This is a genomic window from Marinomonas sp. ef1, from assembly GCF_002806845.1.
In the GTDB taxonomy this organism is placed as follows: domain Bacteria; phylum Pseudomonadota; class Gammaproteobacteria; order Pseudomonadales; family Marinomonadaceae; genus Marinomonas; species Marinomonas polaris.
The window spans coordinates 176,124-199,202 of record NZ_NHTT01000009.1 but is presented as its reverse complement, the minus strand read 5'-3'; the positions used below and the strand labels follow the sequence as shown (position 1 = coordinate 199,202).

Genomic DNA, 23,079 nt, shown 5'->3' with positions numbered 1-23,079 from the left:
CTGCGGGAAATGCCAAGATGGCATGTATCAGGATATAAGGGAGGGACGACGCAGGATAATGCGTGCCAGCATCATATCAATGAAGTCGTCGACGTCATAACTGCTCAGGCATTTTTGCTCCTCCTCATGGGGAGGTTGGGAGGAGGTTATTAAGCTCAACGCGTCAGCGCTAATCCAATGCCAAAGATGGAATGAGTCAGCACACAGTGAGAGACGAAGCAGAATAATGTGTAGCCTCATATCATTGAGGTTGCCGCCTAATGATCGTCCAGCGTTTGATCAGCTATCAGGGCTTTTTCATCTAGAGAGCGCTGAGGTTACCGCCTAGCGATGATCCAGACAGCATGTACGATTCCTGGGATGTAGCCCAAAATGGTGAGTAATATGTTTAGCCAGAATGCACCACCGATACCAACCTGTAAAAAGACACCAAGCGGCGGTAAAAGAATGGCAAATAAAATTCTAATTAAATCCATGTCATCTATCCTTACTAATTATGTTTTTTTGATTGCTAAATAAGTCTATCTAGTCGATGTATGATTGGCTAATCAAGTGACAGACTTTTTACGTTTTTTACAAAGATGTGAATAAGTCTTACTTCATAAGCTCGTTTTACTTAGTTTGTGATTGGATATTAATAAACTTGTCTAAAGGGCTGCGGTTTGTTGTGGTGCTAAATAGACCTACTTTCCTGTGGATATGTAAGCTAAAAGAGCTGCAGCTTATTATGTGTGAATTAGCTTCCTTTGATTTTGTCCTAAGTTGGTAGCTGTATACGTCTATAGTTCTATTAAGACTGCTATAAATATCATAAATTTTTTTAGAATGAGCATATTTTATGCTAACCGTTATTCTTGTTTTTTTAGAGGCAATTTTTAGCGAGTATTCTGTGAATAAAATATTAATAGAGTGTTGTTATGCTAGATAAAGAAGTGCAAAAGAAGGCAAATAGAAGAAATATTTTCAAGTTGGTTATCTCTCAGTTTTTAATCAATTTAGGTGATGTTTTGATCAACCCAAAAGTTACCTTGCCGTGGTTGCTACAAAGCTTGGGGGCTCCTTTGTACCTGCTGGGCTGGTTGGTGCCAATACGTGAATCTGGATCTTTGTTGCCTCAGTTGATTATTGCTCATTTTATTTACAAGGTGAAAGTTCGAAAGTGGGTCTGGGTGTTGGGAAGCCTAATTCAATCTCTATGTGTGGTGGTGATAGGGTGCGCCGCTTTGTTGCTAGACGGAGTAAGCGCAGGCTGGGCAATTATTGTTGCATTAATAGTATTTAGTGTAGCAAGGGGGCTTAATTCTGTAGCGTCGAAAGATGTGCTTGGTAAGACTGTTGTGAAAAATAAGCGTGGAAGGGTTACTGGATGGTCCTCTAGTGCTTCAGGACTTATAACAATAGGTATAGCTGTTTGTACGTTATTTTTCTTCGATAATATTCAAGGTAATGTGAGCTTTTATATTTGGGGAATTGTTGCAGCTACAATGATTTGGCTATTTGCCGCTTTAATTTATTCTTTGGTGCAAGAGCCTTTAAGTGAAGTTGGAGACAAAGGTGTAAATTTTATTGATGTATTTAAAGAGCTTAGTCTGTTGAGAACTGATTCGGTATTTCGCGAATTCGTTATTGCTCGTTCGTTATTTTTATGTGCGGCTCTGAGTGCTCCTTATTATGTATTGATTGCCCAACAAAGATCCGAAAACGGTGTATTGATTCTAGGTTTATTTATCCTATCGAGTGGTTTAGCTTCCCTGCTATCTTCTCCTTTTTGGGGGTTATTTTCAGACCATTCTAGCCGGAAAGTGATGATGTTTTCTTCTTTATTGAGTGCATTCACTGGTGTGGCTCTATTTTCAACGGTAAAGTTATTTCCTCAGACGAGCTTTACTACATTGCTCATTGTTATTCTGTATTTCGTTTTAAGCGTTGCTCACCAAGGTGTCAGAATTGGTCGTAAAACGTATTTAGTGAATTTAGGCGAGGGAAATAAGCGAACTAGCTATGTATCAGTCAGTAATACTATTATTGGTTTTATATTATTAGCCATGAGTAGTATTAGTTTACTGACTTACTCGATCTCATTAGCATCTCTCGTTTTGGTATTTTCGATAATTACTCTTGCCGGAGTCTATATGGTTATTCGCTTGCCTGAGGTCTAAAAAGCGACACCCTTACTATATATGGGTTCTGTCGCTTCTCTGTGTTCTTGGTTAATTAGGTAATGGAATTGATGGTACGTGTTTTACGCGATTGAGGACAACGGTTGAGGTCAGGTCTCTGACGCAAGGTAGACTGGCAAGGGATTCACTTAGAAAGGTTGATAGAGTGGGTAGATTTTCGCTAATAATTCGTAGCCAGTAATCTGCTTCGCCGCTCACCGAGTAACATTCTAATATTTGAGGAATGGCTTCAATGGCTTTTTTGAACTCTTGATCTGAATTTTTAATACTTTTATCAAGGGTAATATTTATAAAAGCGGTTACGTGGTATCCCAACTCACTTGCATTAAGTTGAGTGAAGTAAGCTTCAATTAAATTGTTTTGTTCGAGTCTTTGTAGCCTTCTTGAGCATTGGGAAGGGGATAGGTTAACTTGTTCTGATAGCGCGACATTGGTGAGTCTTGCATTGGTTTGCAGGGCTCGAAGTAAGCGCCAATCATAACTGTCTAGTTCAAGATGGTTCATTCAAAGTTCCTTATCAGCATCTAAGTGTACTGTTTTTCTTATATTGAATAAGCTGTTTTCAGCTAGATCAATTAGAATAAGGAGTTTTGTAAAGTAAACAAGTTCAAAAATATTATATTTTCTATTTTTAAAGCGTTTCTGCGGTTTTTTTTATTTTTTATCTATTTGGATAAATTAATTCACTTCGATGTTTGAGCGATAAAAAAAGCCGCTTATCATTTACGATAGCGGCATTTAGTTGTCAGGTTAAGATATATCTAACTTTGGGTGGATATTTATAGCTTGGGTAAGTTTTTAGCTAACCACTCTAAAGCTTCTGGATAAGGCTCTGGAAGATCTAGTTTTGTTAGTGCTGACTCTAATACTGAGTAGCTACCAGAACAAAAATTAAGGTGGCCAACTTTTCTTCCTGGGCGAACTTCCTTTTTGTACCAATAAAGCTCCAAGCCTTGTAAGTTTAGCCAGTCATAGTTTAGATCTACACCAATTAAGTTGACCATCATGCTTTGGTTCTTAACTTCGGCTGGCGCTAATGGAAGGCCTGTGACAGCGCGTACGTGGTTTTCAAATTGACATACGCTTGCGCCTGCTTGTGTCCAATGGCCGCTGTTATGGACCCTTGGAGCTAGCTCATTGATGAGTAGCTCATCTCCTACACGGAAACATTCCATCGCCATTACGCCGACGTAGTCTAAAGCCTCCATAAGCTTGCTAAGCATTACTTCTGCTTTACTTTGCAAAGGCTTTAGGCGCTCTAATGGAGAGATGGAGGCGTATAGGATGCCATTAATGTGAAGGTTAAGTGTTAGTGGGTAAAAGTGCGCTTCACCATTTTTACCTCGAACACCGACTAATGAAACTTCTTCATCAAAATTAATGGCTTGTTCTGCAATGGCTTGGCCTTTCCAATCTTCAGGTATCTCAATGCCTTCAGATTGTTTTAACCAATATTGACCTTTGCCATCATAACCACCCCGACGACTTTTCATCAGAATGCGTTCACCTAATGTCTCATAAGCTTGTGCTGCAGAAGAGTCAGCCTCAACAGGAAACCATGGTGCTGTCGCTAGCTCAAGACGGTCTAACCATTGTTTCTGGGTTAGACGATCTGCAAGCTGTGGAAAGGTCGCTAGGTTGACAAAGTTGCTATGTGTAGCAAGTTGTTTGGTGGCTACAGTTTCTGGCCATTCTTCTCTTTCTGCTGTCACAATATCAGTTGGACCTAGTGCTAAGGTCTCGGTTGACTCTATATCAATTGGACGAACATCAACACCGAGTGGGGTTCCAGCTTGTTTTAGCATAGCGCCTAATTGACCTGCTCCTAATACCCATAGAACTGACATAGATTAAGCCTCTCTCGGGTCTGGATTCGCCAATACAGTTTCTGTTTGGTTGGTTCTGAATGCTTCAATTTTTTTAGCAAGTTCAGGGTTAGAAATAGCTAGAATTTGACAAGCCAATAAACCCGCATTGAAAGCACCTGCACTACCAATAGCTAGTGTTCCAACTGCAACACCTTTTGGCATTTGTGCGATAGACAGTAAACTGTCCATGCCGTTTAGGGCTTTGCTTTGTACTGGTACACCTAGCACAGGCAAACGAGTATGAGCTGCAACCATGCCAGGTAAATGAGCTGCGCCGCCAGCGCCGCCAATAATTACCTTAAAACCTTTGTCTGCAGCACTTTCTGAGAATTCTGCAAGTTTGACTGGTGTTCGGTGAGCGGATACCACTTCGACGTGGTAGCTTACGCCAAGAGCGTCCATTATTTCAGCGGCGCCTTCCATTGTCGCCCAGTCACTTTTTGATCCCATTATTAGGGCTACATCTGCTTGCAAAACTCTTCTCCTATAAGTGGTGTTCAACGTGGTGCTGAGGGGCTTATACGTTGAGTCTAATCAGTAAATTTGCCCTGTCTAAACGTGGCCTAACACATTTGTACATGACAATAATTGGCGGCTAATATAGCCGATTTTGAGGAAAACCGCGAGCTTTGAGGAAGCTAGAAATATCTAAGTTGTTTGATAAACAGTAGAAAAAGAAAGAGCGACTAGAGTCGCTCTTGGAGGTATTTTTCATAATCTGGGATTTGTCGCTCAAATTCGCTTTCGAATAAAGGTGACGTCACCAAAAAATTGGCAGAAGAAACGCTACAAGCAATCGGGATGTTCCAAACAGCAGCTACTCGAAGTAGAGCCTTGATGTCAGGATCATGAGGCATTGGCTCGAAAGGGTCCCAGAAAAAAATCAGCACATCAATTTTGCCTTCGGCAATTAGACCTCCAAGTTGTTGGTCGCCACCGAGAGGGCCGCTAATCAGCGAATGTACCGGAACGTTTAATTGCTTTTGCATTAAATTTCCAGTTGTACCAGTTGCCATCAGATTGTGCTTGATTAGTTTTTCTTTATGCTTTTCAGCCCACTCGATAAGAGCAGGCTTCATATTGTCATGAGCAACCAGAGCGACGTTTTTACGCTCCGGTGTCGTGATCGTTTTTTGTTGCAACGTTTTGCTCTTCACTGTGACTTATTCCTCAACAGCACCGACTTTTACGACTTTCATCATATTGGTTGTACCGTAGCTCACCAAGTGATCGCCTTTTGTCACAATCACAAGATCACCGTCTTTGATTAGACCAAGAGACTTCACATGGTCAACTAAGCCAGCAACGATAGTGTCAACGTTAAATTCTTGTGAAGAGAAAGCTACTGGCGTTACGCCACGATAAAGGTTTACTTTATTCAGTGTTGCTTGGTTTGGAGACAGTGCATAGATTGGCAAACCAGAGCTAATGCGTGACATAAGAAGTGGTGTAGTACCTGAATCGGTCAAGCTAATAATCGCTTTAACACCTTCCAAATGGTTAGCTGCGTACATAGCTGACATCGCGATCGTTTCATCAATGCTGGTAAAGGTCACATCGATACGGTGCTTAGAACGATTGATTGCTGGTTGCTTTTCAGCGCCCAAGCAAACGCGGTTCATGGTTTTAATTACTTCTTCAGGGTATGCGCCAGCGGCTGTTTCGGCAGAAAGCATGACGGCATCTGTACCATCTAAAACAGCGTTAGCTACGTCAAATACTTCCGCGCGGGTTGGCATTGCGCTAGTAATCATAGTTTCCATCATTTGAGTCGCTGTAATAACAGGGCGGTTCAACTGACGGCAGCGTTTGATCATGTGTTTTTGTACGCCAATCAATTCTGCATCACCAATTTCAACACCTAGGTCACCACGAGCAACCATGACAGCATCAGAGGCTAGAATAATTGCATCTAATGTTTCATTGTCAGCAACCGCTTCAGCACGCTCTACTTTAGAAACGATACCTGCTTTAAGGCCAGCAGCTTCGGCTAGTGCACGAGCTTCGTGAAGGTCGTCTGCACAACGAGGGAAAGAAACAGCTAAGTAATCTGCTTTTAATGCGGCGGCAGTTTTAATATCTTCGCGGTCTTTGTCGGTTAGCGCAGCAGCAGATAGTCCACCACCTTGGCGGTTAATGCCTTTGTTATTAGACAAAGCGCCGCCAACGATGACTTTAGTAATAACTTCTTGGCCTTTCACTTCTAGTACTTCAAGAACAACTCGTCCGTCATCAAGAAGCAAAACGTTACCAGGCTGTGAGTCTTTTGCTAGTTGTGGGTAGTCAATACCAACGCGAGTTTCGTCGCCGTTGTTTTTGTCAAAACCAACATCAAGAATAAAGGTTGCGCCGTCTTTTAGCTCGACCTTGGTGTTTTTAAAGCGAGCGATACGGATTTTAGGGCCTTGTAGATCACCAAGAATCGCCACATGACGACCATTTTTTTGAGCCATTTCACGAACCACTTTAGCTCGTTCGATGTGATCTTCAGGTTGACCATGAGAAAAATTTAGACGGAAAACGTTGGCACCAGCAAGGATCAATTTCTCAATCATTTCTGGAGAGCTGGAAGCAGGGCCTAAAGTGGCAACAATTTTAGTTCTACGAGTCATTTTAAATACCAAAGATTAGAAAGCGTGAAGAGAAGTATAAGAGACGACGAAGGCTGCGTCAGCAGCCTTCGTGTATTTTGACTATTTCGCAGCCATTAATGCGATAGTATTATCAAGCATTCGGTTTGAGAAGCCCCATTCGTTATCATACCAAGCCATAACTTTTACTAATTTACCTTGTACGCGAGTTTGTGTCGCATCGAAATTAGATGTGTAGGCGTTGTGGTTGAAGTCAGAAGAGACAAGAGGCTCATAATTAACATGCAATACTTGCGCGAGAATTGGATCTGCCTTGATAGCGTCTTCAATGATTTTGTTTATTTCTTCTACTGTTGTTTCACGAGGCGCTAAGAAAGTTAAATCTACTAGCGAAACGTTGATAGTCGGTACGCGAACAGAAAGACCATCAAATTTACCAACAAGTGCTGGGATAACAAGGCCAACTGCAGCTGCAGCACCAGTTTTACTTGGAATCATGTTCATTGCTGCCGCACGAGCGCGGTAAAGATCTTCATGATAAACGTCTGAAAGGCGCTGATCATTGGTGTAAGCATGAATTGTCGTCATCAAGCCACTTTCAATACCAAGCTTTTCGCTTAATGGTTTAGCGAATGGCGCTAGGCAGTTGGTAGTACAAGAAGCATTTGAAATGACAGTCATTTTAGATGTTAGTACATCTTGGTTTACGCCGTATACAACAGTCGCATCAACTTCTTTACCCGGTGCAGAAATGATAACTTTCTTCGCTCCAGCAGTGATGTGAGCACTGGCTTTTTCTTTTGTTGTAAAGAAACCTGTGCATTCATAAACGACGTCAATATCTAGCTCAGCCCAAGGAAGGTCTGCAGGATTACGTTCAGAGAAAGTGCGGATTTTATCTTTGTTGATATAAAGCGCTTCTTCATCAAAGGTAACCTCTTCGTTGAAGCGACCGTGGACAGTATCGTATTTCGTTAAATGAGCATTAGTTTTTGAATCACCAAGATCATTAATCGCTACGATTTGGATTTGATCACGCTTGCCTGATTCATACAAAGCTCTAAGCGTATTGCGTCCAATGCGTCCATAACCGTTGATAGCTACCTTAATCGTCATACTCACCTCTAACATAGTGCGAAAGTTGCATGATGTTCGAACTCGAACAACACGCGTTCAATTTTGTTCTTTACGTAAAAATACTACATAAGTAATTTTTTAAGCAAGGATTAGTAACAAATTCCTGTCAATATGATTGTTTTTTGATCATCTATTGATATATGGCTAGCATTGTACAGAATTATGTTACAAAAGTTCGAGTATTTTAGCTGACAGAAAGCATTTTTCGAATTGTTTTTGTAAAAAAATTACAAAATATAGTGTTTTTATTGGTTATTTATCTGTTTCAGGCGTGAAATAAATTAAAAATGTAGTAATATTACATAATATTGTAGTGTCAGGCTGTTTGCTGAGATAACTGAATTCAAAAACGGAGAGAAGCATGAATCCGATTGTTGCTAAGGTAACGAACGACATCATTGAACGAAGCAAAGTGTTGCGCGAGCAATACCTTAAAGATATGAAAAAAGCGCAAGAGCAAGGACCGCACAGAGGTAAATTGTCCTGTGGGAATTTGGCTCATGGCTTTGCGGCATGCCAACCTCAAGATAAACAAAAGCTGACTCTAATGGAGGAAGCGAACATAGGTATCATATCTTCTTACAATGATATGTTGTCTGCTCATCAGCCTTACGAAAATTACCCAGATCAAATTCGTGCAGCGGTTAAAGAAATGGGCTCTGTTGCTCAGTTCGCTGGCGGTGTTCCTGCTATGTGTGATGGTGTTACGCAAGGGCAAGACGGCATGGAGCTAAGTCTATTTAGTCGTGACAATATCGCACAAGGTGCAGCAATAGCACTTTCTCATAACATGTTTGATGCGGCTATCTATCTAGGTATTTGTGACAAGATTGTTCCTGGCTTGTTGATTGCTGCACTGCGTTTTGGTCATTTGCCTGCTTTGTTTATTCCAGCAGGGCCAATGCGCTCAGGTATTACTAACGCAGCTAAAGCGGCGGTTCGTCAGCGTTACGCTCAGGGTCAAGCGACTCGTGAGGAGTTACTTGAAGCTGAATCAGCTTCTTATCACAGCGCTGGTACTTGTACTTTTTATGGTACGGCTAACTCAAATCAGCTATTAGTTGAAATTATGGGGCTTCAGCTTCCAGGATCTTCTTTTGTTAATCCAGATGATCCACTACGAGGCGCATTAACTAACTATGCTTCTCAGTTGTCTACCAAGATCACTGCATTGGGTCGAGATTACCGACCTTTATACGAAATAGTCGACGAGCGCAGCATCGTGAATTCGATTGTTGGTTTGTTGGCGACGGGTGGTTCAACTAACCATACGATGCATATTGTCGCTTACGCTCGTGCTGCTGGCATTATTATCACTTGGGATGACTTCTCAGCTCTTTCCAAAGTTGTGCCATCATTGACTAAAATCTATCCGAATGGCCAAGCAGATATTAACCATTTCCACGCGGCTGGCGGTATGGCGTTTCTGGTTAAGCAATTACTGAAAGGTGGTCTATTGCATGAAGATGTAAACACTATCGTGGGTAAAGGTTTAACTCATTACACCAAAGAGCCTTTCTTAGAAGGTGATAATCTTGTGTGGCGTGATGGTACAGATGAAAGCTTAGATATGAATGTTGTGCGACCTATTGATAATCCGTTTAGTAAAGAAGGCGGATTGGCGTTATTGAAAGGTAACCTTGGTCGTTCAGTGATTAAAGTTTCAGCCGTGAAAGATGAAAATCGAATTATCGAAGCACCCGCTGCTGTGTTTCATAGTCAAAATGCATTGGCTGATGCCATTGCAAGTGGTGAATTGAAACGTGACTGTGTGGCTGTTGTTCGTTTCCAAGGGCCTAAAGCATTAGGTATGCCTGAGTTGCATAAGTTGACGCCATACCTTGGTAACTTACAGGATCAAGGCTACCGAGTTGCCTTAGTGACAGACGGTCGTATGTCTGGTGCATCAGGCAAAGTACCTGCTGCAATCCACTTGACGCCTGAAGCATTGGCGGGTGGTCTTATCGCTAAGATCCATGATGGCGACATGATCCGCTTAGATGCAATTGAAGGTACTTTGTCTGTGTTGATCTCAGACGAAGAGCTAAATAAACGCGAAGCAGCACAGCAAGATTTAACCGATTCCCATCAAGGTATGGGGCGTGAACTATTTAGCGCACAACGTATTTTAGTAAGTGGCGCAGAACAAGGTGCTTGCAGCTTGTTTAATGATTAAACCTTTCCTCTGACTACTAACATTTGTTAGTAAATGGTGTTTAGGGGCTTGTTTCAAGCCCCATTTTTTTGCCTGTAATTTGCCTTTCTAGTTTATTGTTTTAACCCTTTTACTCTCTGTTTTACGCATAGTGTATCGATGGATCATCAACCGAGTGCCATCTTAATTCAAATCAAGTATCTATATTTTAAAAATAAAAAAAGGCCCGAATCTGTAGTAGGTTCGGGCCTTCTGAAGTAATGAGCTCGAAGAGCTGGTTACTTAGTTCATTGTATCTAGTGCTTTTTCGTATTCATCAAAAGATTCTGTTACAGACTCTTCTGGAGCGCCTGTTGCTAGGCTTACCGCAAAGATAGCGATAGTCGAGAACAAGAAGCCTGGAACGATTTCATAAAGATCGAAAATGCCACCCGTTAATTGTTTCCAGACCACAACGGTAACGCCACCAATAACAATACCCGCTAGAGCGCCGTTACGGTTCATGTTGCGCCAGAACAAGCTAAGAAGGATAGCTGGGCCAAATGCAGCGCCAAAACCAGCCCAAGCATAAGACACTAGGCCGAGTACTGAGCTTTCTGGGTTCAATGCAAGCAATAACGCAATAATAGAAATAGCAACAACCGCAAAGCGTCCAACGTTGACGATTTGTTTTTGAGTTGCTTCTTTATTGAATAGTTGCTTGTAAAAATCTTCAGCGAGTGCAGAGGATGATACCAAAAGTTGAGAGTCCGCTGTGCTCATTATCGCCGCTAAGATTGCTGCAAGAAGAATACCGGCAACAACAGGGTGGAAAACGGCATTAACAAGAATCATGAAGATTTTTTCAGGGTCAGCTAGGTTGCCAGTTAGGTTGCTATCAACAAATGTGATACCTACTAAGCCAATAAGCAATGCCCCTGCCATGGAGATAAATGTCCAAATAACCGCAATACGACGTGCTGTTTTAATGTCTTTATTAGAGCGAGAGGCTTTAAAGCGCGCTAGGATGTGCGGTTGACCGAAGTAGCCTAGTCCCCAAGCAACGAGAGAAATAATCCCAATTGCAGTTAGAGGTTCACCACTTACGTTAGTCCAGATATCTAGTAAGTTTGGATTTTTTGCCATTAAAGTACTAGACAGCTCAGACCAGCCGCCATCAATAGCAACGAGAGGTACAATCACTAATGCCGCACTCATCATCAAGCCCTGAACAAGGTCTGTCCAAGCCACGGCAAGGAAACCACCAAATAGCGTGTAGGAAACAACACATACTGTGCCGATAATTACTGCATAGGTATAATCTAAGCCAAATACTGTTTCAAACAATTTACCGCCAGCAACCAAACCGGAACTTGTATAGAACAAGAAGAACAGCAAAATGAACAGAGCTGAAATGGTTTGAATGAGCTTTGATTTGTCATTGAATCGAGTAGATAGGAAATCTGGAAGTGTGAGTGCGTTGTTCGCTTTGATGCTGTACGTTCTTAGGCGTTTTGCGCAAATTAGCCAGTTAAGCCATGTTCCAACAAAAAGGCCACCAGCAATCCAGAAAGACTCTAAACCCGCGGCGAAAGCGTAACCAGGTAAACCAAGTAGTAACCAGCCACTCATATCTGAAGCGCCTGCGGACAATGCGGTAGGCCAAGGTCCTAAAGAGCGTCCACCAAGAAAGTAGTCTTCCGAGCTGGAGGTACGTTTGTAAGCGTACAGCCCAATTCCTAGCATAACTACTAGATAGGCTAGGAATGTAAAGCTGATCGCATAGCTGCTTTCTATCATTATTGTTGTCCCCTAATGAAATTATTACGGGTGAAATAACCTTGGATAGATAAGGTTATTTATCAGTGTTGGATAATATTTATCCTTGTATTGCACTGTTTAGCAATACCTACTGATCGAAAGATGGCGCTTAAAAAAAGCTGCGTCCAAATCACACCCGAAAGAGTTATAATTGTTAAATCGTTGTTGTGATAGCCATTGATTTTATATGTGAAAATCATCAAATTCTTGTAAAGAGAATGAAACGCATTACGACATATTTCAAGACCTGAGCCGATTTTAAGTGGCTGTGATGGGATAATCTTTCAAATTTCTCTGACAAAATTACGAAAAAATCTGATGCATTAAACAAATTGGCTCGTTTGGACAAATATCTTTTGTTTAGGCTAGTTTATTAAAGATGTAGTAAAGAATTAAGGCACATATTATGTGCCTTATATTGTGATGTTATTTCTTTTCAACTTTCGGTAATCGAGTATCTTGTACGCTTTGTTTGAGCTTTTTCAGGTGTGCGTTGAACTCAGGACCACGCTTCAAAAGTACGCCAGTCGCGAGAGCGTCGATCAAAGTGAGATAGACAATACGTGAGCTCATTGGCGTATAGATATCGGTATCTTCAGTTTCTTCAATCGGTAATACGATAGAGCAATGCTCTGTGAGAGGAGAATCTGGATTAGTGATGCCAATAACGGTAGCGCCAGCTTCACGAGCGACTCGAGCAGTCTCGATTAACGGTAAGGTGCGCCCAGTGTATGAAATTATGACGATAGCATCGCCTGAATGCGATCCAGCAGCAGCCATTCGCTGTACCAGAATGTCCGTATAGGCAACAACCGGCATGTTCAAACGGAAAAATTTATGGTGTGCATCTTTGGCAACAGGGCCAGATGCACCTAAACCATAAAACTCGATTCGGCGAGCTTGTGCTAATACATCAACCGCTCGGCTTATCAATGACTCGGGTAAAATATCCTGAGCACGGGTAAGATTGTTTTTAGCGGCTTCAAAAATCTTCGCAGTGACGGCGCCAGGAGCATCGTCAGGCTCTACGTTTAGGTTAACGTAAGGCGTACCTGTCGCAAGGCTTTGGGCAAGTGATACTTTAAAATCAGGAAAGCCACTGCCTATAAGGCTGCGACAAAAACGGTTAACCGTAGGTTCGCTCACTTCCGCTCTTGCTGCAAGTTTCGCAATACTGGAGTGGATGGTTGTTTTAGGATCGGCAAGAATGGCTTCCGCTACTTTTCGCTCGGATTTGCTTAACGTGCTCAGTCGTTCTTGTATCTTACGAATAATGTCTTCGTGTTTAATCATTGATCTGCTTCAAAGTTGACTATTGACTCGGATGGTTCAGTTGTTCATTCTGACAGCCACTTACAATTCTGGCAATAAAATGATTAAAAATGACTGTACTATCTGAGTATTTCGTAAAAATGGCTGACATACTACCAGCCACAATGGAGGTTGAAACTACTTTATTTGAGGAAGGCTTTTCAAACAAGGTGTATTTGATTCATTGGGGGAAAGTTTCTCGTTTTGTATTACGTATTCCCTATATAGATAGTAGTGCTTTTTATATTAATCGCATGGAAGAAATTAATACCTTAAAACATGCTGCATCTATTGGTCTTTCTCCAGTCGTGGCTTGGCACGATGATGAAGGTAGTTTTGCTTGTCAATTTGTCTCTCAGCCTTCTCTTGATTGGGCTGTGCGTCATCAGGATAAAGATATACCGCGAATTGCTCAAGCTTTAGTGCAGACACATAGTTTACCAATGAGTCACCACTACTATGGTGTATTTGATGTGATAGAGCATTATTTGAAGGGGGTTCAACGTTATGGCTGTGAAACACCTAGTTTGATGGCTGAATATGATTATCTTGCTTCTCTTTTGAAGCAGTTAACGCCGCCAGAAATGATTTTACCGCCTGTACTCTGCCATAACGATTTAAATCCTAAGAATATATTAATGGACAGTGAGCAACTTTGGTTGATTGACTGGGAGTACTCAGGAGTTGGTGATCCATTATTTGATCTTGCTGTTGTAGTTAAATCTCACAATTTAGATGCAAGACAAACAGCTTTATTGCTGAGCTCTTACCGATCAGACCTTCCAGAAGAGAAGTCTTTAGATGTTATCCAAGAGTATGTAAAAGCATACGGGTTAAGGGAAATGGCTTGGTTGTTACTGAAGCACTTAGTTACACCTCAAGATGAGCTGTCACTGCAATATTATTATGAATTTAAAGCGACGCCAGCGCTAAATCCTTTTCATGAAACAGAAAGCAACGCAATGAATGAAGTGAGTTAAATGATGAAATTAACAGGTGATTGGCAAGAATATTTAGCTGATGAGTTTGAGAAAGACTATATGTTGGTTTTGCAAAAATTCTTACAAGCAGAGAAACAAAATAACACGCTATATCCTGCAGAACCTGAGTATTTTACGGCATTAAATGTGACGCCTTTTAGTAAAGTGAAAGTAGTGATTCTTGGGCAGGACCCATATCATGGAGAGGGTCAAGCCCATGGTTTATCTTTTTCGGTAAAGCCTGGAATTAAGGTTCCTCCTTCATTGATGAATATCTATAAAGAGCTTGAAATGGATTTAGAGATTGCACCTGCGCAACATGGTTTTTTAGAGCAATGGGCGGAACAAGGCGTCTTATTGCTAAATAGTGTGTTGACCGTCGAAGCGAGCAAGGCAGGTTCTCATCAGAATAAAGGTTGGGAAATATTTACTGATAAAATCATCGAGCTTATTAACAATAAGCATCAAGGTGTTGTTTTTATGCTGTGGGGATCCTATGCACAGAAAAAATGCCGTCATATTGATCGTGATAAACACTGTGTGCTGGAAAGTGTTCATCCATCGCCTTTATCGGCTTATCGTGGTTTTTTAGGTTGTCAGCATTTTTCTAAAGCGAATAATTACTTAGTTGGTCTTGGAAAAGAGCCGATAAAATGGGCATTAGAACCAATAGAAAGTACGAACAAAGTAGATTGTAATACGCAGATTGGTTTGCCATTCTAAATTAATTTTATAGCGCCTATCTGGCGCTATAAAATACCTCAAATATAGCCTCTATTTCTTGCTATCTAGCGAGTAGGGAAGTGGAAGTAAGGTGATTTCTTGGTTATCCAAAAGAAGTTTTTCTGCGTCACTTGGATCAATATTTAAAATAACCTGCGCATAATTTGTTTCTTGAAAATGAGTGGCAGCAAAGATTTGACCTATGCTCTTTCCTGGCCCATCGACAATGTCTTTTGTTGTATCTAAATTGCCTTCCCAAGTCACCAATGCAAGTTGCTTCTTCGACTTACCTTTATATTGCATACGAGCAACGATTTCTTGTCCTGTGTAGCAGCCTTTTGTGAAGCTGATGCCGCCTGTGCTTTGCATGTTAAGCCATTGAGGTAAAATCGTTTCACTCTGTTCTAAGTTGATAAGTGGGCGAGCAGCAAGTACTGCCAAGGCTGCTAATTCTTGGTTCTTTTCTTCAATTGCAGTTTGGTGTGCTGGAGTAATAAGCCACTGGACTTCTAATGGCTCATTGCTAACTGTCAATGTGATAGTTTCTCTGTCTTGAGTGGTTGCGAAAATATTAGATGCCGCATTTGAGTTTGCTTCTATATTTTTTGCTGCTAATTTTGTGTAAATCACAAAGTTATCCTGCTCATCGACCAGCACAGTCTTGAAAAACACCGCGTATTTTTTTAAATGTAACAAGGTTTTTTCGACCAGGTCTTTTGCCATTACCATCAGCACATCGTCGTTGTTCTGAACAATATAAAAGCTGCTGATAATGCGTCCCTTAATGCTACAGATTGCACCGTATAAACCATTATCTTGTGACAGTTTGTTCATATCACAGGTTGTCTGGCCTTGTAGGAATTTTTTTGAATCCAAACCTGATACTCGCAAAACACCGATATCTAGCTGTTTCATGACGACGTCTTTGTTTTGCAGTGTTGAGTCAATAATATCGTGAAGCGAAGTCATAAAACGTTCCATAAAATAGATTGGGCATAAAATAGGTTGCAGTTGCTCTGCATGAATAGCCTATCAGTAATGCCGAACTTTTACTTTTCAATGGTCAGATCGATAATGATTTTTTATACAGCAAAAGTTATTCAGCAAATTGTTTTTGTATCTCAAGTAGTTTGGGTAACTCTTGTTGGAGTAATGGAATTAGCGTTGGATCAAAGTGTTTTCCGCTTTGCTCAGTGATGTAATTTATCGCTTCTTCAGTAGACCATGCTTTTTTATAAGGTCGCGCGCTAGTCAATGCATCGAATACATCAACTAAAGCAACAATACGGCCTTCAATGGGGATATTGTCCCCTGATAAGCCGTTTGGATAGCCTGTACCGTCCCATTTTTCATGGTGAGTCATCGCAACAGAGTGGGCTAGTTTAATAAGGTAGGAACTTGGGTTAGAAAGAATTTCACCACCGATTTGAGCATGTGTCTTCATGACTTCATACTCTTCTTCTGTAAGCTTGCCAGGTTTTAGCAGTATGTTGTCCGCTATGCCTATTTTTCCTATGTCGTGCATAGGTGCTGCCATCATTAAATCATCCGCTGATTCTTCACAAAAGCCGTAAGCCGAAGCAATGACTTTTGCATATCGGCTCATCCGTTGTACGTGCATGCCTGTTTCGTTGTCTTTGTATTCGGCAGCTCGCCCAAGCCTTTGGATCAAATCGATATGCGTATTTAGCAACTCATCCGCTCTAATTAATGACAGGTGTGTTTTAACACGAGCTAAGACAATAGCTGGTACGATGGGTTTGACGATGTAATCAACTGCACCAATTTCAAAGCCTTTTGCTTCATCGATACTGTCTTTCAATGCTGTTACAAATATCACAGGAATGTGGGCGGTTGCGGGGTTTTGTTTTAGACGTTCGCAGACTTCTAAGCCCGTCATATTTGGCATCATGATATCGAGTAATATGAGGTCTACCGGCTCTTTTTCTACCAATTTTAATGCGTCTTGTCCTGATCGAGCAAAAGATAAACGGTATCGAGCGGCTTGCAATACTTGCCTTAGAACTCGTAAGTTTGACGGCTCGTCATCAACCAATAGGATGCGAGGTGCAGGTTTACTTCCGATTCTCATTTGGTCGGCTCCTGTATCATCAATGCTTTTAGGTTGGTAAGGCTGTTTATAGCGCTATCGAATTCAAAGTTTGAGATAGCCTTACTCGCTGCAATGGCTTGTGTTTTCATGTATTGAGGGACGTTGCTAATAAGTAAAGCGATGTTTTCGTCATCTACTTCGCCTGAGTTTGCGGACAGAATAAGCGCTTCGAGAAGTGCTATTAATTGCGTTGTAGAAAGCTCATTCTGAGTGTCTGTTTCTGTCATCTCGGAGTGAAGTCTGTATTTTTCTATTAACCAATGTAGCTCTTCAAAAAAGTAAGCCAATAAAGAAGCTAAACACTGCACGTTTTTTGAGAATTGATCATGGTCTTTTGTTTGTGCAGCACGCTCTATATTCGCCATGCAATTAGATATATTTAACAATGCAAGATTACCTGAAGAGCCTTTTATCGCATGCGCTAAAGCGTAAGCCTCTTGGTATTCTTGATTGTCTAAATGAGTTGTTAGTCTATTGACTAAATTTGCGTTAGTTTCTGCAAACCTAGATAGCTCTGTGATGTAAACAGGCAGGTCGTTCCACAGTGATAGACCTTTATCCATGTGGATTTGTAGATTTTTACGATTAATTTTTTCGTGATCAAAATTTTCCTGATCAATCAATGTAGGAGTCTCATTTAAGACTCTCGCTATTTCAGTTATTAAAGCCTGAATATCAATGGGTTTATTGGCAAAGCCATCCATCCCCGCTTGTTGGGCATCTAATTTATCTTCGATTAGCACATTGGCTGTTAAAGCAATAATTGGAGTGCGAGCTAGCTGATTTTCTTTTTCATAGCTGCGGATAATTTGAGTTGCAGTTAAGCCATCCATCTTTGGCATCTGAATGTCCATTAGAATGATGTCAGGCTTGATCGTTTTAAATTGTTCAATAGCATCAATACCGTCTTTTGCAAAAAATATGGCATGGCCATGTCGTTTAAGCAAAATAGTCAGCAGCGTTAGGTTTTGTTCAACATCATCGGCCAGCAGTATTCTTTTTGGCGTGATAATAGACAGTTGAGATGTTTTGGTATCCGATGGCGCTTCAGTCTCAGTGAGAGGTAAGTCAAAGTAAAAACAACTTCCAACACCTATTTCGCTCGTTACATGAATTTGCCCTCCCATGAGGGTTACTAATTGTTTAGATATGCTAGTACCTAAACCTGTGCCGCCAAAACGACGACTCATGGAAGCATCAGCTTGTGTAAATGGATCAAAAATGTGAGTTAAACGTTCTTCTGGTATACCTATCCCTGTGTCTGTAACTGAAAAGCGTATCTTACTATCTTGTAGTTTCGATATATTTAAAGTCACGTGACCTTTTTCAGTGAACTTGATCGCATTGCCTAAAATATTCATTAGCACTTGGCGGATACGATCTTCGGCACCCAAATATGCCTCGGCAACCTCTAGCTCCACATGAAAATTGAGCTCTAGTCCTTTATTTCTGGCTTGTAGCCATAGAGTTGAAATAACAGTATCTACCGCATTTGCAAGTACAAAAGGTTGTATGTCTAATTCAAGTTTGTTTTTTTCTAACTTTGCACTGTCTAGTATGTCGTTGAGGAGGTGCAACAGAGAGCGAGCAGATTTACTAATGATTGATAAATGCTTTTTGTTTTCGCCTGAGATTTCTGATTCTAATAAAATATCAGAGAAACCAATAATAGCGTTCATTGGCGTGCGGATCTCATGGCTCATGTTAGCTAAAAAAGAAGCCTTACTTTCTACGGAAGCTTCAGCTTTTGCTTTGGCTTGACGAAGCTCGTCTTCCATTTCAACACGTTGTGAAATATCTAAAATAACGCCATCAATCCATTCAGGTTTACTGTTTTGGTTTAGAATGACTGAACCGTTCTCTAAAACCCAAACATAATGACCATCCTTGTGCCTTAAGCGATATTCTAATTTATAACTTTTACGTGCGTTCGTTGCCTCATTTATGGTGGATGCAACGTTTTTCTCATCATCAGGATGAACAAGTTTGGCAAAGGAAATTGCTCTACTATAAAACTCAGATGTACTCCATCCAGTCACATCGTAAATAGCATCACTCACGAAGATAGTCGTCCAATGTTCGTCCATTAAACAGCGAAAAGAGGCACCGGGAATATTTTTGATCAAAGAGCTAAATTGTTTCTCGCTTTTTTTGATGGTTTCTTCCAGCGATTTTCGAGTTGAGATATCGGTAATAAAACCAACAAATAATGTGCCGCTGTCAGGGATATCAACTCTTCCAACACCTAGTCTAATAGGGAAAACGTGTCCAGCTTTGTTGATAGCATGAATTTCTCTATCTGTGCCTGCTATGGTTACTTCACCGGTATCGCGAAATACGGCTAAAGAACGATTGAATTCATCAGTGTATTTTTGAGGAAATAAGACTCCAAAGTGCTGATTTATTATTTCTTCTTCTTGCCAACCAAAAATTTGCGTGGCAGCCTTATTAAACTCTTTAATGATGCCTGAACTGTCTATGGAGATGATGCCATCTACAGCTGTGTCTAAAGTTGTTTTTAGGCGAACTTCACTGGCTGTTTTTTCCAGTAATAACTGACGATAACGTAATTGCGAAGCGATGTTTGCAGCTAGAATTGATAGTAATAAAGTGATGATTGCCACAACAAACGAAAGTTCATCGTTAGAACTGTCTTGTATGTGATGCATTCCAGCTTCGCCGGATGAAATGAACCTTGCTCCTGCCATACCAGCATAATGCATACCAGAAATAGCAGCTCCCATAATAAGCGCGCTGATACAGCTGACCCATTTAGTACTCAAATTAGCCCAAACTTTTCTGACATAGTAATGAGTCGATAGGGCAATAAAAGCGAGAGCAACGGCAATGACTAGTGATGCTAAGAACCACGCTGGGTCATATTTTAGTTCAACATCCATTTCCATCGCTGCCATGCCAATATAATGCATCGCGCCAATTCCACCACCGACAAGCACACCATTAACGAGCAGTTGCCAGATACTTAGGTCACTTCTAATTAATCGTTTCAGAGTGATGTAAGACGCTAAAATAGCGGGTATCAGAGAGAGGGCTGTTAAAAATGGGTCATAAGAAATTCCATGTCCCATATTAAATGCCAGCATGCCGACAAAATGCATACTCCAAATACCGCCTGCCATGATGAAAGAACCAGAGACAAGCGCGATATTTTTGTATTTTTCAATAACAATGTGCTGCGCAATGGACGCAAAATGCAGCGCAAAAAAAGAAGCCACCGAGGCGAGCAATATAGAAAGAGCAACAAGTAGGTAGTTGTAGTCACCCATTGCCAGATGAGCGTTATCCATATTGGTGACAAAAAAACTGTTTAGTGAATACATTAACTCTACTTCTTTCCTGAATTAGGTCACGGGTCGTGAGAAAACATTAAGGTTGTTTATTTTGCTATCCACGCGTCAAAAACTAACAATTTTTATTCTCTACTTGTACTAAAAAGGCTAATTTTCAGAATTGTATTGACACTTTTCTCTATTGTTTCGAGTATGAAAAGTAATGGTTAGAATGGTGTAGCATGCCATACAAAAAATAAAACAAAACACTACTTTTGATGAAGAAGAGTAACAAAATGTATTTAGGTCTTGATCTTGGAACCTCTGGTTTAAAAGGTGTCGTTATTGACGATAAAGGTAATGTTTTAGCGCAGGAGTCTGTGCCTTTAACCGTTGAGAGTCTTCATGCGACTTGGTCGGAACAAGACCCATTGACATGGTGGCAAGCTTGTAAGGACGTTATTAATCAATTGCAGCAACGCTTGGATCTGAGCAAGTTGAAGGCGTTGGGGCTATCGGGGCAGATGCATGGTGCTACCTTGATTGATGCGGAGGGTAATGTATTACGGCCTTGTATTTTGTGGAATGATGGTCGTAGTCAAGTACAGTGTGAAGCCTTGATGGCGCAATTTCCTGACTTGATTGAACGTTCTGGCAACCTTTATATGCCGGGCTTTACGGCACCTAAAATACGTTGGGTACAAGAAAACGAGCCAGAGGTATTTGCTAAGTTGGCTCATGTATTACTGCCGAAAGACTATTTGGCTTATCGATTGACGGGCGTTATGTCATCGGATTGTTCTGATGCCGCCGGTACGCTTTGGTTAAACCCAGAAACACGCCAATGGGACGATGCTTTATTGGCCGCAACCGGCTTGAGTCAAGCCAATATGCCAAAAGTGTATGAAGGTTGTGATGTCGTCGGTACTTTATCTGAAGCAATGGCTCAAGAGTTAGGGCTTCTCCAATTACCAGTTGTGGCCGGCGCCGGAGACAATGCCGCTGGAGCGGTTGGCATGGGTGTTACTAATCCCGGTCAAGGTTTTATTTCATTGGGTACTTCTGGTGTGTATTTCACTGTGAGCGAGTCTCATAAAGCCAATCCACAGAATACTGTGCATGCTTTTTGTCATGCCTTACCTAATCGTTGGCACCAAATGGGCGTTACTCTTAGCGCAGCGAACTCATTAGCTTGGTTCGCCAAGCTGGTGGATAAGTCCGTTGCAGAATTACTGGACGCGCTTGAAGACAGTGATATCGAGCGAACTAATGTGTTGTTTTTGCCTTATTTGAGTGGTGAGCGAACACCACATAATGATCCGCTAGCCAATGGACAATTTATTGGTTTAACGAATACAGCTAATGTTGAAGCTATGACGTTGGCGATATTGGAGGGTGTGGCGTTCTCTTTATTGGATTGTCAAAATGCCTTGGACAGTGCGGGAAGTGCAGTTGATGAGCTGTCACTCATTGGTGGCGGGGCTCGTTCTGCTCTGTGGCGTCAGATCATTTCCAACGTATTGAATAAGCGTTTGATTTATCGTGATGGCGGTGATGTTGGACCTGGTTTGGGCGCAGCACGATTGGCCTTGTTAGGCGAGCAACAAAGCCAAGGCAAAAACATCGAATCGCTGATTGCTGAATATTGCACCATGCCGGATGTTTTAGAGGTTCATGAGCCAGTGGCCACTTTTGGGTCTTACTATCAAGATAAGTACGCCTTGTACCAATCACTTTATCAATCAACAAAAGACCTAAATGAAAAACTGATGCGGCTGTCGTCTTAATAACGACAGTTGTTTTGATAAAAAACACCACGAAGATAATATCTAGGTGGTGCTTTTTTATGATCCCAAGACGCGAGACGTATTATGATACGGGCGCAATGCCTTCAATATGAATGTTGCTTTGAGTCCTGAAATCTCTTGGCGTAACGCCTTTCAGCTCATGAAACCGGCGATTAAAGTTAGCAACATTGTTGAAGCCAACCTGAAAACAAATTGTGGCGATTTGTTGGTCTGTTTCGGTTAACAAGCTACAAGCACGGCTGACTCGAACGCGATTCACAAATTCAATAAAGCGGTTGCCTGTCGCCTTTTTAAAGAAACGCGAAAAATGGCTGTCTGACATACCAATCAAATTCGCTACACTGGAAAGTGTAATATCATTGCTGTAGTTCTGTGACACATAATCAACCACTGTGTTGATTTTTCGTTGCAATGTTTCACTGGATTTCAAATCGATTTGCACGGTTGAAAGTAAGCGGTAACTTCGGCTCTGCGCCAGTTTTTGTAAGAGAGGAAGCGCGAGAATTAACCTTGATAAGCCGCTGGAGTCGCGGACTTTTTGGAAGACGTCTTTTAGGTACTCATGATCTTGTTCAAAAAACTCAATGCCAGATTTCGCTCTGGCTAACATAGGTAGAATTTCGGCTAACTCAGGAATTATTTTCATACCATTTGAAAAGGACTCATGGTCGAAACGAATTACCATGTCTCTGAGTTGAACATCTTCTTGGTTGTGTTGGCAGATCCAGTTATGAGGGAGTCGAGGGCCGGTTAAAATAAGTTGGCCTGGTGAGTAATTGCCAATGTAATCGCCTACAAAGACTTTGCCCGATGTGGCAACGATAAAATGCAGCTCGTAATCATCATGGGCGTGCCAGCGAATAAGGTCACACGGATAGCCGTGTTCTAAATAGCGAATAGTTTCGTTATCTTCGACAATTTCGTATTCGGGCGTGATGCGTTTGGCGGTATTAGACATAATCTTCTCGCTCAGCAGCTTTATTGTTAGACGTAAGACTTTAATTCTATATCAACGACAATTCACTGCTTATTTTCTTATTTTAATAAAATACATTTAAGAATCTAAGGCAAAAAATTGTCGTTATTCGCCTTAGATTCTTGAATTAGACACTCTCATTAGGTG

The 23,079-nt window shown here is 41.3% G+C and carries 18 protein-coding genes; 5 read left to right on the top strand and 13 right to left on the bottom strand.

What is annotated here, in order from left to right:
* Nucleotides 1-317: 317 nt before the first annotated feature.
* Nucleotides 318-476: a YqaE/Pmp3 family membrane protein gene (locus CCS02_RS14610; RefSeq protein ID WP_072839487.1), complete on the bottom strand. Its 159-nt coding sequence runs from the start codon at nucleotides 474-476 to the stop codon at nucleotides 318-320.
* A 441-nt stretch (nucleotides 477-917) separates the two neighbouring features.
* On the opposite strand from CCS02_RS14610, the gene CCS02_RS14605 reads away from it, so the two are divergent.
* Complete coding sequence (locus CCS02_RS14605) at nucleotides 918-2,159, top strand: MFS transporter (RefSeq protein WP_100636955.1); 1,242 nt, start codon at nucleotides 918-920, stop codon at nucleotides 2,157-2,159.
* Between the two features lie 51 nt (nucleotides 2,160-2,210).
* Here CCS02_RS14605 and CCS02_RS14600 read toward each other — a convergent pair whose 3' ends face one another.
* From CCS02_RS14600 to gap, 6 genes are all read right to left on the bottom strand, one after another.
* Entirely contained in the window at nucleotides 2,211-2,684 is a 474-nt protein-coding gene (locus tag CCS02_RS14600) for an Lrp/AsnC family transcriptional regulator (protein ID WP_100636954.1), read from the bottom strand.
* Nucleotides 2,685-2,959: 275 nt separating this feature from the next.
* On the bottom strand, nucleotides 2,960-4,027 hold the full coding sequence (gene purK, locus CCS02_RS14595; RefSeq protein ID WP_100636953.1) for a 5-(carboxyamino)imidazole ribonucleotide synthase: 1,068 nt from the start codon (nucleotides 4,025-4,027) through the stop codon (nucleotides 2,960-2,962).
* A 3-nt stretch (nucleotides 4,028-4,030) separates the two neighbouring features.
* A complete protein-coding gene (gene purE / locus CCS02_RS14590; protein WP_048813927.1) occupies nucleotides 4,031-4,522 on the bottom strand; it encodes a 5-(carboxyamino)imidazole ribonucleotide mutase in 492 nt (163 codons plus the stop codon).
* A 212-nt stretch (nucleotides 4,523-4,734) separates the two neighbouring features.
* Nucleotides 4,735-5,205: a methylglyoxal synthase gene (locus CCS02_RS14585; RefSeq protein WP_100188721.1), complete on the bottom strand. Its 471-nt coding sequence runs from the start codon at nucleotides 5,203-5,205 to the stop codon at nucleotides 4,735-4,737.
* Between the two features lie 6 nt (nucleotides 5,206-5,211).
* Complete coding sequence (pyk, locus tag CCS02_RS14580; protein WP_072839491.1) at nucleotides 5,212-6,660, bottom strand: pyruvate kinase; 1,449 nt, start codon at nucleotides 6,658-6,660, stop codon at nucleotides 5,212-5,214.
* Nucleotides 6,661-6,741: 81 nt separating this feature from the next.
* The gene (gene gap / locus CCS02_RS14575) at nucleotides 6,742-7,755 is read right to left on the bottom strand and encodes a type I glyceraldehyde-3-phosphate dehydrogenase (protein ID WP_072839492.1); all 1,014 of its coding nucleotides are present in this window, start codon (nucleotides 7,753-7,755) and stop codon (nucleotides 6,742-6,744) included.
* Between the two features lie 382 nt (nucleotides 7,756-8,137).
* Between gap and edd the strand changes: the two genes are divergently transcribed.
* A complete protein-coding gene (edd, locus tag CCS02_RS14570; RefSeq protein ID WP_100636952.1) occupies nucleotides 8,138-9,952 on the top strand; it encodes a phosphogluconate dehydratase in 1,815 nt (604 codons plus the stop codon).
* 261 nt (nucleotides 9,953-10,213) lie between these two features.
* On the opposite strand, the gene putP is transcribed toward edd, so the two are convergent.
* Together putP and CCS02_RS14560 are read right to left on the bottom strand one after the other, a co-directional pair.
* A complete protein-coding gene (putP, locus tag CCS02_RS14565; RefSeq protein WP_072839494.1) occupies nucleotides 10,214-11,710 on the bottom strand; it encodes a sodium/proline symporter PutP in 1,497 nt (498 codons plus the stop codon).
* A 447-nt stretch (nucleotides 11,711-12,157) separates the two neighbouring features.
* Nucleotides 12,158-13,024 (bottom strand): MurR/RpiR family transcriptional regulator, encoded by an 867-nt coding sequence (locus tag CCS02_RS14560; RefSeq protein ID WP_072839495.1) that lies wholly within the window; start codon nucleotides 13,022-13,024, stop codon nucleotides 12,158-12,160.
* Nucleotides 13,025-13,113: 89 nt separating this feature from the next.
* Between CCS02_RS14560 and CCS02_RS14555 the strand changes: the two genes are divergently transcribed.
* Both CCS02_RS14555 and ung read left to right on the top strand, forming a co-directional pair.
* Nucleotides 13,114-14,022, top strand: a complete 909-nt coding sequence (locus CCS02_RS14555) for a phosphotransferase (RefSeq protein ID WP_100185911.1) — start codon at nucleotides 13,114-13,116, stop codon at nucleotides 14,020-14,022.
* Nucleotides 14,023-14,745, top strand: coding sequence for a uracil-DNA glycosylase (ung, locus tag CCS02_RS14550; protein ID WP_100636951.1), 723 nt, complete (start codon nucleotides 14,023-14,025; stop codon nucleotides 14,743-14,745).
* 51 nt (nucleotides 14,746-14,796) lie between these two features.
* Here ung and ygfZ read toward each other — a convergent pair whose 3' ends face one another.
* The 3 genes from ygfZ to CCS02_RS14535 all read right to left on the bottom strand — a co-directional run bounded on the left by ygfZ (nucleotide 14,797) and on the right by CCS02_RS14535 (nucleotide 20,199).
* Complete coding sequence (ygfZ, locus tag CCS02_RS14545; protein ID WP_198515385.1) at nucleotides 14,797-15,714, bottom strand: CAF17-like 4Fe-4S cluster assembly/insertion protein YgfZ; 918 nt, start codon at nucleotides 15,712-15,714, stop codon at nucleotides 14,797-14,799.
* 127 nt (nucleotides 15,715-15,841) lie between these two features.
* On the bottom strand, nucleotides 15,842-16,837 hold the full coding sequence (locus tag CCS02_RS14540) for a response regulator (RefSeq protein WP_100636949.1): 996 nt from the start codon (nucleotides 16,835-16,837) through the stop codon (nucleotides 15,842-15,844).
* A complete protein-coding gene (locus CCS02_RS14535) occupies nucleotides 16,834-20,199 on the bottom strand; it encodes an MHYT domain-containing protein (protein WP_100636948.1) in 3,366 nt (1,121 codons plus the stop codon). The genes CCS02_RS14540 and CCS02_RS14535 overlap by 4 nt, the downstream gene beginning before the upstream one ends.
* A gap of 245 nt (nucleotides 20,200-20,444) precedes the next feature.
* Between CCS02_RS14535 and xylB the strand changes: the two genes are divergently transcribed.
* Nucleotides 20,445-21,935, top strand: a complete 1,491-nt coding sequence (gene xylB, locus CCS02_RS14530) for a xylulokinase (RefSeq protein WP_100636947.1) — start codon at nucleotides 20,445-20,447, stop codon at nucleotides 21,933-21,935.
* 82 nt (nucleotides 21,936-22,017) lie between these two features.
* On the opposite strand, the gene CCS02_RS14525 is transcribed toward xylB, so the two are convergent.
* Entirely contained in the window at nucleotides 22,018-22,914 is an 897-nt protein-coding gene (locus CCS02_RS14525) for an AraC family transcriptional regulator (RefSeq protein WP_100185917.1), read from the bottom strand.
* Nucleotides 22,915-23,079: the final 165 nt, after the last annotated feature.

Excerpts from the sequence above, each read along its gene's own strand:
- xylB (WP_100636947.1), top strand. The coding sequence starts at position 20,445 with ATGTATTTAGGTCTTGATCTTGGAACCTCTGGTTTAAAAGGTGTCGTT.
- CCS02_RS14560 (WP_072839495.1), bottom strand. The coding sequence starts at position 13,024 with ATGATTAAACACGAAGACATTATTCGTAAGATACAAGAACGACTGAGC.
- pyk (WP_072839491.1), bottom strand. The coding sequence starts at position 6,660 with ATGACTCGTAGAACTAAAATTGTTGCCACTTTAGGCCCTGCTTCCAGC.
- ung (WP_100636951.1), top strand. The coding sequence starts at position 14,023 with ATGATGAAATTAACAGGTGATTGGCAAGAATATTTAGCTGATGAGTTT.
- ygfZ (WP_198515385.1), bottom strand. The coding sequence starts at position 15,714 with ATGACTTCGCTTCACGATATTATTGACTCAACACTGCAAAACAAAGAC.
- CCS02_RS14525 (WP_100185917.1), bottom strand. The coding sequence starts at position 22,914 with ATGTCTAATACCGCCAAACGCATCACGCCCGAATACGAAATTGTCGAA.
- CCS02_RS14605 (WP_100636955.1), top strand. The coding sequence starts at position 918 with ATGCTAGATAAAGAAGTGCAAAAGAAGGCAAATAGAAGAAATATTTTC.
- edd (WP_100636952.1), top strand. The coding sequence starts at position 8,138 with ATGAATCCGATTGTTGCTAAGGTAACGAACGACATCATTGAACGAAGC.
- CCS02_RS14535 (WP_100636948.1), bottom strand. The coding sequence starts at position 20,199 with ATGTATTCACTAAACAGTTTTTTTGTCACCAATATGGATAACGCTCAT.
- CCS02_RS14600 (WP_100636954.1), bottom strand. The coding sequence starts at position 2,684 with ATGAACCATCTTGAACTAGACAGTTATGATTGGCGCTTACTTCGAGCC.
- CCS02_RS14540 (WP_100636949.1), bottom strand. The coding sequence starts at position 16,837 with ATGAGAATCGGAAGTAAACCTGCACCTCGCATCCTATTGGTTGATGAC.
- gap (WP_072839492.1), bottom strand. The coding sequence starts at position 7,755 with ATGACGATTAAGGTAGCTATCAACGGTTATGGACGCATTGGACGCAAT.
- CCS02_RS14555 (WP_100185911.1), top strand. The coding sequence starts at position 13,114 with ATGACTGTACTATCTGAGTATTTCGTAAAAATGGCTGACATACTACCA.
- purK (WP_100636953.1), bottom strand. The coding sequence starts at position 4,027 with ATGTCAGTTCTATGGGTATTAGGAGCAGGTCAATTAGGCGCTATGCTA.
- putP (WP_072839494.1), bottom strand. The coding sequence starts at position 11,710 with ATGATAGAAAGCAGCTATGCGATCAGCTTTACATTCCTAGCCTATCTA.
- CCS02_RS14610 (WP_072839487.1), bottom strand. The coding sequence starts at position 476 with ATGGATTTAATTAGAATTTTATTTGCCATTCTTTTACCGCCGCTTGGT.